General features: G+C 53.7%; 11 protein-coding genes. 4 read left to right on the forward strand and 7 right to left on the reverse strand.

Annotated elements, in window-relative coordinates; all coding sequences use genetic code 11:
* Positions 1 to 42: 42 nt before the first annotated feature.
* Positions 43 to 2,427 (reverse strand): c-type heme family protein, encoded by a 2,385-nt coding sequence (locus tag DPF_RS03150; protein ID WP_069857417.1) that lies wholly within the window; start codon positions 2,425 to 2,427, stop codon positions 43 to 45.
* Positions 2,428 to 2,783: 356 nt separating this feature from the next.
* Between DPF_RS03150 and DPF_RS03160 the strand changes: the two genes are divergently transcribed.
* The 3 genes from DPF_RS03160 to DPF_RS03170 are packed head-to-tail and all read left to right on the forward strand — an operon-like array spanning position 2,784 to position 4,719.
* Complete coding sequence (locus tag DPF_RS03160; RefSeq protein ID WP_069857419.1) at positions 2,784 to 2,966, forward strand: hypothetical protein; 183 nt, start codon at positions 2,784 to 2,786, stop codon at positions 2,964 to 2,966.
* 3 nt (positions 2,967 to 2,969) lie between these two features.
* Complete coding sequence (locus DPF_RS03165) at positions 2,970 to 3,221, forward strand: DUF5395 family protein (protein WP_069857420.1); 252 nt, start codon at positions 2,970 to 2,972, stop codon at positions 3,219 to 3,221.
* Between the two features lie 13 nt (positions 3,222 to 3,234).
* Entirely contained in the window at positions 3,235 to 4,719 is a 1,485-nt protein-coding gene (locus DPF_RS03170; protein ID WP_069857421.1) for a putative sulfate exporter family transporter, read from the forward strand.
* A gap of 277 nt (positions 4,720 to 4,996) precedes the next feature.
* On the opposite strand, the gene murI is transcribed toward DPF_RS03170, so the two are convergent.
* From murI to DPF_RS03200, 6 genes are all read right to left on the reverse strand, one after another.
* Positions 4,997 to 5,827, reverse strand: a complete 831-nt coding sequence (gene murI / locus DPF_RS03175) for a glutamate racemase (protein ID WP_069857422.1) — start codon at positions 5,825 to 5,827, stop codon at positions 4,997 to 4,999.
* 1 nt (position 5,828) lies between these two features.
* On the reverse strand, positions 5,829 to 6,698 hold the full coding sequence (locus tag DPF_RS03180; RefSeq protein ID WP_069857423.1) for a cyclic di-GMP-binding domain-containing protein, MshE-related: 870 nt from the start codon (positions 6,696 to 6,698) through the stop codon (positions 5,829 to 5,831).
* A 19-nt stretch (positions 6,699 to 6,717) separates the two neighbouring features.
* Positions 6,718 to 7,857, reverse strand: coding sequence for a radical SAM family heme chaperone HemW (gene hemW, locus DPF_RS03185; protein ID WP_069857424.1), 1,140 nt, complete (start codon positions 7,855 to 7,857; stop codon positions 6,718 to 6,720).
* A 129-nt stretch (positions 7,858 to 7,986) separates the two neighbouring features.
* Complete coding sequence (locus DPF_RS03190) at positions 7,987 to 8,553, reverse strand: epoxyqueuosine reductase QueH (RefSeq protein ID WP_069857425.1); 567 nt, start codon at positions 8,551 to 8,553, stop codon at positions 7,987 to 7,989.
* A 5-nt stretch (positions 8,554 to 8,558) separates the two neighbouring features.
* Complete coding sequence (locus tag DPF_RS03195; protein ID WP_069857426.1) at positions 8,559 to 10,034, reverse strand: Rne/Rng family ribonuclease; 1,476 nt, start codon at positions 10,032 to 10,034, stop codon at positions 8,559 to 8,561.
* A gap of 113 nt (positions 10,035 to 10,147) precedes the next feature.
* Positions 10,148 to 11,140 (reverse strand): radical SAM protein, encoded by a 993-nt coding sequence (locus DPF_RS03200; protein ID WP_069857427.1) that lies wholly within the window; start codon positions 11,138 to 11,140, stop codon positions 10,148 to 10,150.
* Between the two features lie 314 nt (positions 11,141 to 11,454).
* Between DPF_RS03200 and DPF_RS03205 the strand changes: the two genes are divergently transcribed.
* Positions 11,455 to 12,219 carry a tRNA (adenine-N1)-methyltransferase gene (locus DPF_RS03205; protein WP_069857428.1) on the forward strand — a complete coding sequence of 255 codons (765 nt, stop codon included), beginning with the start codon at positions 11,455 to 11,457 and terminating at the stop codon, positions 12,217 to 12,219.
* Positions 12,220 to 12,463 lie beyond the last annotated feature (244 nt).

The following is a 12,463-nucleotide window of genomic DNA, read 5'->3' on the forward strand; positions in this document are numbered from 1 at the left end:
TCCTGGTTTCTGGTTGAAGGTGCCGAGGTATCTGTGCTCATGCTACAACGGGAGCGTAATCTCGAAGACGGCACCGTTGTCGTTGTAAACATTGATGTCGCCGTCGTTATCCTGGACGAGGTTGTAGACAACAGCCAGACCCAGACCGGTTCCCTGACCGACGTCCTTGGTCGTATAAAACGGATCAAAGATGTTGGGCAGGTCTTTTTCCGGAATACCCGGCCCATTGTCCCTGACCGTAAGGACCACAACGCCGGAATCTTTCTCGACCTCGGCAGTGATGTCAATGCGTCCATCTTCGGCTGACAGAGCGTCCAGAGCGTTGACAAACAGATTGGTCAGAATGTGTTCGATGTCACGGCTGGAGACCTTGATGGTTACGGGTGTTTCAGCCGAGCTCATGTGCAGTTGGATGTGTTTGGCCTCGGCCTGGACTTTGAATACCTGGTGGAGACCGGCAAGGGTGGCAAAGAGGTCACACCGGACATCGGGATTTTTCTTGATGTGGGCGAAATTGAGCAGATCCTGAACCACATTTTGAGCCTGTCTGGCATGCTTTTCAATGATTGTCAGGTCGTCAATGGCCTGTTGTGATTTTGCCGAGATCCGCAGAAGCTCAGTGTAACAAAGAATGATCCCCAGGGGATTGTTGATTTCATGGGCCAGGCCAGCTGCAAATTTCCCCATGGCGATCATTTTTTCCGACTGCTGCATGCGGGTAATCATTTTCTTTTCTGAAGTGTTGTCTCGTACGTAAATGGCCATGCGATCGGATTGGCGCAAGGGATAGATGGTTACCATGAAATGGCGGTTGTGCATGTGGAATTCATGACTGCCCGGTTGTGGGGCGGTTTGCAGATTGCCATCTTCGGACAGCATGGCCGGGTGGGATTCCAGAATGCTGGGCAAGGGGATTGCCGTGGGTACCCTGTTTTCGGGCCAGGAAAAGTTGCTGCGGGCTGCCGCGTTGGCAATAATCACCTGGCCGGTACCATCAAGGAGTAGCAGAGGGTCGGAAATGCCGTCAAACACGGACTGAAGAATGTTGCGCTGGTGCAGGAGATCATCCAGAGCCTGGAGGTTTTCTATGGCCAGGGCGAGCTGCTGACCAAGAGCGGTGAGCACCTGGCGGGTCTGCATCGACATGCCCGGATCATGGCCCCAATGCAGGCAAAGGATGCCCCATGCCGTGTCCTGGGTGATCACCGGGATGAGGGCTCGCCTGGTATCGAACACGGCGCGTTTGTCCACAAGCAGAGATGTCCAGTTGTCCGGGAGCGAACAGGGAGTGGCTGTTGGAGGCCAGGTGTAGGAACGCTGCGAGGCTGCGGCGCATACATAAGTGATGGAGGAAACCTCGAATCGGGTACCCATGAGGGCCAGGGTCTGGTCCAGAAGTTCGGGCCGTGAGGAGGTGGTGTTCAGCTGGTTCAGCATGTCCACAAAGAGGTGGACATCCAATTGGCGTTCGCGCGTTTCCTGTTGGAGGTCTTTTGTTCGTTCGGCAACCATGTGCTCGAGATTTTCCGCATATTGTTCGAGTTTGTTCCGGGCCTCCTTGAGGTGTGTTCCCAGTTCTTCGGTGGCATGAAATATTTCATGGATCTCGTCGCCGGTGTGTATCTTTTCAAAAATCTTTTTTTCCTGCGTGTCGTTGGCCTCACCGTGAAATATGTCCAGCACCCGGCGCAGGTTGTGGACCACCAGACGATTGAACAGGACACTGATCATGCCAAAAAAAAACAATGCTCCCCCAAGGGCCATGATGGCGTAGCTGATGGCTGCTTCCTTGATACGTAAAAACGAGACCTGGATGGGGATGCCCACCAGGTCAAGGCCGCTGATTTTTCCCTCGAGATAGTTGAATCCCCGGGTCGATCCGTACTTGGCAATGACCTCCACAGGCGCCTGCTGGGGGGAGCCGTGACAGCGCATGCACGGCTTCTCGAATCTGACAGGTCTGGTGGTGATGTAGTAATCCTCCCCCCTGATTTTCCTGATCCCTTCCCATATCTTCTTGTTGGGTGTTTTCCTGAAATATTCGATGAACTCCTGTTCCAGCTCGTTGGCCTCGAATTTGGGATTGCGCGCGTTGATGGCCACTCTTCGGTAATGATAATTCTGTTTGGGAAATTTCAGATCCTCCATGATCTGTTTGGATACAAAGGATGAGGACATGGACTCGAGGATGAACCGGTCGGTTCCGAGCAGTTGGTACATGGACGGGCGAAGTATGGTGCGGACATAATTCTGGATGGAATCCACCTGGGCAAAGAGAAGATGGGTTTTGTCCTTGACCTCGGTGAAAAGGATATTCCTCATGTTGAAGTACAACGCCGTGGACAGAAACGTACCCACGCAAAGCATGGAGACAATGAGCCAGAAGATGAATTTTGTTTGCAGCGTGTTCTTGGTGAAGGGAGACATGGGGAATTTGTTCGTCACCGGGTGGCGGAACCCGGTTGTTGAGGGTGTTTACAAAAGTATGCAGGTCATGACGTACCCGTTCATGATGTGGGGGCATTGGCCTTGCTGTTGCCGGGGCCTCAGTGCTTCAGCCATGAATCCAGTACGTGTAGTCCTGTTCAGAAGGTACTGCAAGGCCAGGAAGTGTCTCTTTGGGGATACATGGTGCTTCCACGGGGCTACACCTTGGGGTGGGATAAAATATAATAGTACGGTATTTCAGTGTGTTGTCATGTTCAGAAAACTGGCGTCAAAAATGCTTGTTGTGTGACGGTATGGTACTATTCATGTTTCCCATCAACATAAGGAGTGTAGCAATGGCAGAAGACAAAAAGGTCCAAGGAACTCTTTCCATGGATGCCATGGATGACGAGAATCCCTTTGAGGAATGCGAGCCCTGGTCTCCCATAGAGACCAAATTGGTGGTTGGATCGTTTATTACTGCGGGTATTTGCCTGGTGATTTTCGGGTATCTGATTAACAAATTTATCCTGAGTTAAGCCATGCTTGATTTCAGACTAGTTCACGATGGAAAGAATTGGCTGGCCGATTGCGGTGAGATCACGGCCAAGGGCGATTCGTTGAGCGATCTGGACAGAAATCTCCAGAAGGAACTTGTGCGCAGGGAGCTGACCAAAGGGCTGTCTGAATACAAAGTCAGAATGACCTTTGACAACAAGTGCATGCCCCCATTCATGCGCCAGTATGCCAACCACTATTTCAACAGAGTGGTCCATTTCACATTCGATAACTAGAAAGGAGAGAATAATGTCACCGGTATCAAGTTATGAAAACAGAAAGTGGTATTCCGGTATGCTCATCCAGGAAGACTGGTGGTCTGTCTGGCTGGGTATGACCTTTGTGGTTTTGGGACTTCTTTCAATCTTTGGCCCGGATCTGGTGGGCTGGGTTGCCTATCCCCATGCCTGGGTTGCAGGAACTCCTTTTGAAAAAATGATCGCTCCCCTGGGCAAAGGGTATAAATCATGGGGTCCATGGGGCGCTCTGATTGGTTCCTATGTCTTTATTACCATTCCGGTCTGCGTGGGTGCCTATTGCATGGGCTGGGATTTCAAGAAATTTTTGGGCGGCTGGACATGCATCTTTGTGATCACCTATGCCGTCTGGATCATTGGTCATCACGCCACCATCACGGCCACGTCCCGGGAATGGGGCAAATATGGCATTTCCTTTGGCTTGGGCCTGGGCGGTGGTGGTTCCTACATTCTTGCCCTGTTCGTCGGCCTGTTCATCGGTAACTTCATGAAGGGCTTTGCCAAGTATCTTTCCGAAGCAGCCAAGCCCGAATGGTTCATCAAGACCGCCATTGTGTTCCTGGGCGTCAAGGTCGGATATATGGCCATCAAGGCGGCAGGTTTTGTCATGGAACTGGCTGTTGCCGGTGCCGCTGCAACCATTGTTGCCTATCTCATCTTCTGGCCGGGAACCTATTTTATTGCCCGTCGTTTTTTCAGCTTTGGACGCAAGACCTCTGCGGTTCTGGCTTCGGGTATCTCCATCTGTGGTGTTTCCGCAGCCGTTGCAACAGCTGGTGCCGTGCGATCCAAACCCCTGGTTCCCATCATGGTTTCCGCGCTTATCGTTGTGTATGCTGTTATTGAGCTGGTTATCCTGCCCCCCATTTTTTCGGCAACCATGTCCAGTGAGCCGATCGTTGCCGGTGCAGCCATGGGTATGTCCGTCAAAACTGATGGTGCCGATGGTGCTGCTGGTGCTGTTCTGGACGAACTCATGCGTTCTGCCAAGATGGAAGCCGATGGTGTGACCTATGAAGAGGGTTCCATTACCATCAGCGCCATCATGACCAAGGTATGGATCGACATGTTCATCGGTCTGTGGGCGTTTGTCCTGGCCATGGTCTGGGTGTACAAGGTGGACAAAATCGAGGGGGAACATGTTCCGGCCTCGGAAGTATGGCACAGGTTCCCCAAGTTCGTTCTCGGGTATTTTCTGGCCTGGGCCATTTATCTGGCCGTGCTCTTTTTGACTCCGCATCTGGCTGTTGCTGCCAAGGTCGGAGCCATGCCTGTTGAAAAGGGCCTCAGAAAGCTGTTCTTCATGCTTACCTTTGTAAGTATTGGCTGCATTACTGATTTCAAGAAGCTGGCCCAGTCTCATTTCGGCAAGCTGATCTTTGTGTACATGATCGCTTTGTTTGTCTACATCGTTCCCGTGGCCGTCATTGTTGCCTATGTCTTCCATCATGGCATGATGCCGCCCATGGCTGGTTAGTGGTCAGGTAACAATTCCTGCCATGGCCCGGGTTCGATATCCGTAAGTTGATCATCGAATCCTTCAAAACGCTCGAAAGCCCGTCTCTGGTCATTGCCAGGCGGGCTTTCGGCGTTGATGAATCGGGGGCAGGGGAGACTTGTTGCCATCCTTTTTGCATTTTGCAGGCTTGTCCCCACGGCAACAGCGTGAAGTCTTCAGGTCCGTGCTGTCACACGTTGTCCTGAAAATCACTGGAAGATGAGGTGCAGACGACCTGCATGATGGCCTTTTGGGGTCAGAGATCCACGATTTCGACATCTCTGGAGGTGAGGGGTTGCTGAAGAAATATGCTCCCCACCCGGGCAAAACGGGAGGCCGAATCAGTCGCCAGAAAACGTGTGCTGCCCGGCTGCCGTGAGATGGTGCAAAGGTTTTGTCCCTTCAGGATGTTGGCCACCTCCACGGCTGTGGTGCTTGCCGAATCCACCAGGGTCATGGTTGGTCCGGCAACCCTGGCAATGGCCGGGGCAAGGAGGGGGAAATGGGTGCATCCCAGAACCAGACAATCGGGAGATGTTCCGGGGTGGTTTGCAAGAAGGTCATCCAGATAGCGTTTGGCAACAGATTCAACAATGCTTCCCGTGAGCCATCCCTCTTCGGCAAGAGCCACGAACAATGTGCAGGATGTGGACAGAACGGTCGCGTTTGGATCTATGGCATGGATGGCCTGCTGGTAGGCGCCTCTGGAAATGGTTGATTCCGTTCCCATGACCGCGATTTGTCGGTTCCTTGTGGCCCGGCATGCAGCCTGCGCCCCGGGTTTGACAACTCCGATGACCGGGACGGGAGCGCATTGTAGCGCAAGATCGGCCAGGGCCACGGAGGATACCGTGTTGCAGGCCACGACCAGCAGCTTGATCTGCTGGGAGATGAGCTTGGCCGCAACCTGCAGGGCATAGCGGGTGATGGTGTCCGGACTCTTGGTTCCGTAGGGAAGTCTGGCCGTGTCTCCCAGATAGATGAGGTTTTCATGGGGAAGTTGGTGACGTAGTGCCTTGAGCACGGTCAGGCCGCCAACTCCGGAGTCGAATACGCCGATGGGAAGATGGGTGTGAACTGGGGTCATACTATTGGGCTTGATCCTGGGAGAGGGTTTTGAAGAAAAGAACGAGGGGGCCGATGGTCGTACTCATGCGGATACACAAGTCGGCATGCCTGGGGGGCTCGGTGTCATCATGCATGTGGATATGGGTCATGGACTCGGGAAAACCTTGCTTGCGCAATTCCGTGTCAATCAAATAGCCAAGGGTCTCGGCATACTCCTGGAGCACCAAGACCGCACGTCCCTGGTCGTGAATGCTCTTGTCGGTAAGGCAGTAGCACAAGGAGAGGGCTTCCCGCTTGCCCATGGTGAATCCGAAAAGGAGTCGGGATGCCCTGGGAGCCATGTCCCGGACAAAGTGTGCGGTGACAAACCCGTTGCTCATGATCGGATGCCCGCAGGAAAGCACCTCTGTGGCCTTGGCCGTGCCGCAGATGGCCCGGGACATATAGGACTGAAAGATTGCCAGGATGAGCTTGAGGGGAATGGCCATGTGTACGTGACGGCTCGCCTCCATGACCCGCGACGCAACGTCCCGGTTGGCAGCGTGGAATCGTGTCAGGCTGGCCTGCAACGTCTCCGGGGAAAGACTTCCCTGGCGTATCAGCATTTCCCCGAGAAAGAGATGGGATTGTTCCTGGATGGCCAGAAGCTGGTTGACCTGTTTAGACGTGAGAAAACCATGATCAATGGCGAGTTGGCCAAATCGTTTGGTGGATTTTGGAAGAATGTCCAGGATTTCACGCAGCTGTTCAGGGGAGAGCATACCCTGTTCCAGAGCCAGAATCCCCAGGGGCTGATTGATCGTGTCCTGCATGAGCAACGCCTTTTTGAGGTCGGACTTGGAAATGATCCCCTGATCGTAAAGAAATTGGCCGAACAGTTTTCCATACATGGATGATCACCGGTCCTGGTCAATTGGCCTCTTGGATGAGAAATTCCGAAATGATCGTGTTGCTCACAAGCATGCCCTCCGGAGTCAGACCAAGGAAGGCATCCTTGATGGTTGCCAGCCCGTGCTGGCACAGGGATTCAATGAGACAATCCAGCTGCTGCGCCTCCTGCTCCGACCTATGCGCCCGGAGCAGGTCCAGTCCCAGTCCTTTGCTCGTGCGCAACGAGAGCATGATCTGTTCATTGGTCAGGGTCGACCCTGCAAGAACTTCCCTGTTGGCACCAAGCTGCCTGTTTTGCAAGGACAATGCATAGGATTCGAGGTCATGGGGGTGTGTCCATCGGTTGTGAGAGATGGTAGACACGGCTGCAGGTCCCACGCCCAGGTAGTCCATGCCTTGCCAGTATCCTGTATTGTGATGGCTGTGCCTGTCGGGCAAACAAAAATTGGAAATTTCGTAATGGTCGTAGCCATGTGCGCCAAGCAGTGCCGAGCCTTCAAGAAACATGGCCGACTGGGTGTCCTCCGCAGGGAGCATGATCTTTTCGGCCTGGATATCCCGTTCAAGGGGGGTGCCGGGTTCAATGGTCAGTCCATAACAGGAAAGATGGTCCGGCTTCAACCTGGCAATGGTTTCAAGCTGATCCAGCCATTGATTCAGCGATTGTCCGGGAATGCCCCATATGAAATCCAGGCCGATGTTGGTGAAACCGGCTGTACGGGCCTTGTCCAACGTCTGGATCGCCTGGTCGGGCGTATGGAGCCGACCGAGAATGGCCAGGAGATGGGAATCAAGCGACTGGACTCCCACGTTGAGGCGGTTCACTCCAAGATCGTGCAGCGATTGGAGGTAGGTCGTGTCATTGGCGGATTCCGGATTGGCTTCCAGGGTAATTTCTGCACCAGGAAGGACTTGGAATCGCATGAAAATGGTCGTCAGGATACGTTCGATATCCTGTGCCCAAAGCAGGGAGGGGGTTCCGCCGCCAAAATAAATGGTCTCAATGGTGGGGTGTTCCAACCGTTCGCTCCAGAAACAAAGTTCCTGGAGAAGGAGGTCTACATAGGTTTGCATCCCTTTCCGGGAATAAGGGCCCGAAGCAAAGGCGCAATACCGGCATTTGCGGCGACAAAAGGGAACATGGATGTAGAGGAGCATGAAGAGACCGATGGTGCATGCTGGATGCGCAGCAACGTTTGATGTGACACGTCGCAGGTTGAGGACCGCAGGTATGAAGAAGAGCGTGTGGGCGTCTGTCCGACCCTGGTGCCGATTAATGAGTCGTGCTCATCGCTTGGCCATGACCTTTTCAAGCTCGCGGTGATAGCGTTCCATTTCCGAATAGATGCATCCGCAATACTGCTGTCTGTAGATGTTCCATTCCCTTGAAAGATCAATTCCCTGTTGCCAGCCTTCCCGGAAATCCTGATACAAAAAGGGGGTTTCCCCCTGACCTGCGATGTCGCGGCCAAGATCGGCAATGGTCTGATGGTTCTGAAACTTGCTGTACAGCAGGGTGGTTGAAAAACAATCAAAACCACCCCGTTTGGCCACGGACAGCGTTTTTTCCAGGCGCATGGCATAGCAGTGGAAACAGCGGTTCTTTTCCCGAAAGACCACGTTGCGCAGATAGGCGGCCGGGTCGTAATCCTTGTCCTTGTAAATGACCGTGAGGTCCAACCGCTTGGCGGTTGCTTCCACCCCTTGCCGCCGTTTGAGATACTCCTGAAGCGGGTGGATGTTGGGGTTGAAATAGAGCCCTGTGACATCATAGCCCTGGGCCCTGAGGGCCTGGACGGGATAGATGGCACAGGGACCACAGCAGATATGCAGGAGTACGCGCTTGTTGTTCATGGCCGTTACCTGTTGAGGGGGGCATCGGCAGAGACCAGAAATATATCCTTGGAAAATTCCTCTTCAAAACGATGAATCATATCCCGTTTGTGGTTGAGTATATATGTGACCAGTTCGGGAGATGCGCAGTATTCAAAGGGAGAGGGACATTGTTTGCGTCGCAATTGTCTGTACATTTCCTTGAGGGTCTGGATCGCCTGCCATTCCAGGTTGCGTCGGATGCCCACACCCTTGCAGCTGGGACATGGCTCCATGCTCAGGGAAAGGGCAGAGGTGCCCAGACGCTGGCGGATGAGTTCCATGAGACCGAATTTGGAAATCCGTCCCACGTCGGTTCGGGCCTTGTCTCCCTTGATGGCGGCACGCACGGTCTTTTCCACTTGCTGGATATGGCTTCTGTCCTTCATTTCGATAAAGTCGATAACCACCTGACCGCCGACATCGCGCAGCCGCAGCTGTCTGGGAATTTCTTCGGCTGCTTCAAGATTGGTCCGCAGGGCCATTTCCTTGAAATTTTTCTTGCCGCCGATTTTGCCCGAGTTGATGTCCACGGCCATGAGGGCTTCGGTCTGGTCGAAACAGAGCTGGCCGCCGCTTGGCAGGTTGACCTCCCTGCGAAAGATCTGGACAAGTTGGTTTTCGATATTGAAGCGTTCAAACAGGGTCTGTTCAAAATCCGTATGCTGTTTGACCATTTTGGTCCGCCGGGGATAGAGAAGGGTCACGGTTTCCTTGACCATTTTGGCTGTTTCCTCGTGGTCGACCCATATTTCGCTCACATCCTGGGTGAAATAATCCCGTACCGCCCTGAAAGCCAGGTCTTTTTCCTCGTAGATCAGGCTCGGGGTGGATGCTTCAACCCCTTTCTTGCGGACTTCCTTCCATAGCCGCTTCAGGAATTGCAAATCTCTGCCAAGGGTTGTCTTGCTTTGGCCTTCACTTACCGTGCGGACAATAAGGCCGAGTCCTTCGGGAACCTTGAGTTCCTCGAAAATGGATTTGAGCCGTTCGCGTTCTTTGGGGTCTTCGATCTTGCGGGAAATGCCCAGCTGTTCACGTCCCGGAGTGAGGACAATGTATCGTCCGGGCAGGGACAGATAGGTGGTCAAAAAAGCGCCCTTGGAACCCGTGGGGTCTTTGACCACCTGGACCAGGACTTCCTGCCCCGGTTTGAGGGCTTCCTGGAGGGGGGGGTATTTGCTTCCCTTTCTTCGTTTGGTGCCGGGCTGGTAGTATTCTGGATGGACCTCGTCCACCTGCAAAAATCCGTTTTTGGGGGCACCATAGGAGATGAAGGCCGCTTGCAATGCGGCATCAATGTTGTGGATTTTTCCCTTGTAAATATTGCTTTTGGTTTTGCTTTGATGAACCATTTCTAGGTAGTATTCTTCGACCCGTCCGTCCTGGGTCAGAACCACCTCGACTTGTTCTCCTGGAAGAACACTGATGAACATTTTACGACGTTTTTTATTGGAGGCCATGGTTTCCTCGTTTCTACGTGAAAAGTTGGAGACGATTCCGCTGATCTGCTTGTGATGGACTGCCTGGGCGAACCCGGCTTCCCGGGGATGGTACGAGCAGACATTGGGGCACGTCAGAAAATTTGTGATATGGTCTTTTCCCTGTCCTGATCGGCGAGGGCATAGAACATGGTTCCGGCATCCGGGATGCCGGTGATTTGGCGTTTTGTGGCAAGGTGTTCAATGATGTTGCCGACCCGTTCTTCACGGACTCCCATGGCCATGGCTATTTGAGGCACGGTCTGGGGCCTGATGGCGATGGAGTGCAGGATAGCTTTGGTCAGTTGATCATCGGTCATGGTTGCCGGCGACTGGAAATTTGCGGATTGACGGACGTGGGCCAGAAAATCCCGCGACCCGTTGTTGACGTTGAGGACCTGTCGCCATCGGTCAAGGGTCGCCTGATCAACCGGTCGCGCAACAGAAAAGGCGCCGGGTCGGGTCATGGTGACCACGTCAATGCGATCCGGAGCCAGGGCCTTGCAAAAGGGACCCATGGCCTGGAGGTTGGCCTCGGAATCATTGATGCCTGCCACGAGAAGAATTTCAAGATAGATGGCTCCGCCATAGCCTGCTCCCCATTCAAGGATGCCAGTACGGATTGCTTCCAGATCCAGGCCGGGGCAGGGACGGTTGAGCCGGACGAATTCCTGTTCGATGAGGGTGTCCATGGAAGGGAGGACCACCTGGGCTTCTTTCAGCGCCTGCTGGACTTCCGGATTGCCGAGAAGGGTGCCGTTGGTCAGAACCGCAACCGGGATATCCGGGGCCAGACGGTGTACTCCCTGGATGACGGCAGCCATTTCACTGTTCAGGCAGGGTTCACCCTTTCCGCCCAGGGTGATGTATTCGGGACGTGGCAGGCCCAGGGAAAGCCAGTTTTCCAGTTCTGTCAGGATAGCCTCGGCCCTGACCCAGGGCTGGCGGGCCAGGGTGTGAACACGGGTCTTGCCGACTTCGCAGTACAGACAATCAAAATCACAGATGGGACGGCCAAGGAGGTCGAGCCCCAGGGAGCGACCGAGCCTTCCCGAGGGAACGGGCCCGAAAATGTAGTTGAAATCCACGTTCGTGAAGTTCCTTGCCAGAGAAAATGGTGTATAATTGAACAAACAATATCTATCTATAGGTCTTCCCTGAATAAAGACAAGGGCATGGCCTGTGTTTTTTGGTGTGCCTGCAACACGCCCTAATACCGGCTGTTTCGGGCCGGCTGGAGTTGGTTTGCCAAGAAGATCGGCAGATTACCTGCCTTGTCATCAAGGTTTTGGCATCAGGGTCATTGAGTGCAGCCTGCCGTATCTTGGTGGAGCAGGCTTCCGTCTTGACAGGCCTGTTGAACCCGGGATACCTCGCCCCTTATTCTCGAGGAGGAGACTCTATGCTGCAAGCCGGTCAATTGGTAATGTTAGTCAGTCCCAAGGGCAAGCGATACTTTCGCGTGCTTGATCCCGAAGATACGTTACATACGCATGATGGCAAGCTGGATCTTGCCGATGTCCTCAATCGGGGTTTTGGCGCGACCGTGAACACGCATCTTGGTCGCCCCTATTCCATTCTCTTGCCAACCCTGTACGATTTGATCAAGGGGATCAAGAGACATACCCAGATCATGTATCCCAAGGACATCGGATATGCCTTGATGCGTCTGGGTATCGGACCTGGCAAACGGGTCATTGAAGCGGGCAGTGGTTCTGGTGGCATGACCATGGCCCTGGCTTGGAGCGTGGGGGATCAGGGGTGCGTTTTTTCCTATGACAGGCGGGAGGAATTCAGTGAACTGTGTTCCAAAAACCTTGAATGGGCCGGTCTTGCGTCCCGGGTCGAGTGGTTTAACCGGGATATCAAAGAGGGGTTTTTGCAGACCGATGTGGACGCCCTTTTCCTGGATGTACGCACTCCCTGGGACTATCTCGAGCAGGCAGCTGCTGCCATGAGCCCCGGGGCGCCCATTGGCTTTTTGTTACCCACCACCAATCAGGTCCAGGATCTGCTCATGGCCCTTGAAGAGGCGCCTTTTGGCGATGTTGAAGTGCTTGAGATCCTGTTGCGAAAATATAAGGTCAATGGAGAGCGGTTTCGTCCTGACGACCGCATGGTCGCTCATACGGGATTTCTGATTTTTGCCCGCAAGAACGGGGAATAGGAGCGGTCCGGGCCTGCTTCATACTCGGCGGATGAGGGGTACCCGGCTGCTGCATACGGGCTCGGACCGTGATGGTTTTCGTCCCGTTGAAGACGCGGGCATGGGATCAACCTCTGTTTGCGGGGGTAAACATGCCTGGTATTGCCCTTGCGTGTTTTGTAAAACGGCCGTTATTTCGGCAGGGTGAGGCGGCAAGGAATCAGCTCGGCAGTGGCTTGCTTTTTTATGCAAAAATATATATCAA

The organism is Desulfoplanes formicivorans, from assembly GCF_001748225.1.
GTDB lineage: Bacteria > Desulfobacterota > Desulfovibrionia > Desulfovibrionales > Desulfomicrobiaceae > Desulfoplanes > Desulfoplanes formicivorans.

Excerpts from the sequence above, each read along its gene's own strand:
- DPF_RS03150 (WP_069857417.1), bottom strand. The coding sequence starts at position 2,427 with ATGTCTCCCTTCACCAAGAACACGCTGCAAACAAAATTCATCTTCTGG.
- DPF_RS03160 (WP_069857419.1), top strand. The coding sequence starts at position 2,784 with ATGGCAGAAGACAAAAAGGTCCAAGGAACTCTTTCCATGGATGCCATG.
- DPF_RS03165 (WP_069857420.1), top strand. The coding sequence starts at position 2,970 with ATGCTTGATTTCAGACTAGTTCACGATGGAAAGAATTGGCTGGCCGAT.
- DPF_RS03170 (WP_069857421.1), top strand. The coding sequence starts at position 3,235 with ATGTCACCGGTATCAAGTTATGAAAACAGAAAGTGGTATTCCGGTATG.
- murI (WP_069857422.1), bottom strand. The coding sequence starts at position 5,827 with ATGACCCCAGTTCACACCCATCTTCCCATCGGCGTATTCGACTCCGGA.
- DPF_RS03180 (WP_069857423.1), bottom strand. The coding sequence starts at position 6,698 with ATGTATGGAAAACTGTTCGGCCAATTTCTTTACGATCAGGGGATCATT.
- hemW (WP_069857424.1), bottom strand. The coding sequence starts at position 7,857 with ATGCTCCTCTACATCCATGTTCCCTTTTGTCGCCGCAAATGCCGGTAT.
- DPF_RS03190 (WP_069857425.1), bottom strand. The coding sequence starts at position 8,553 with ATGAACAACAAGCGCGTACTCCTGCATATCTGCTGTGGTCCCTGTGCC.
- DPF_RS03195 (WP_069857426.1), bottom strand. The coding sequence starts at position 10,034 with ATGGCCTCCAATAAAAAACGTCGTAAAATGTTCATCAGTGTTCTTCCA.
- DPF_RS03205 (WP_069857428.1), top strand. The coding sequence starts at position 11,455 with ATGCTGCAAGCCGGTCAATTGGTAATGTTAGTCAGTCCCAAGGGCAAG.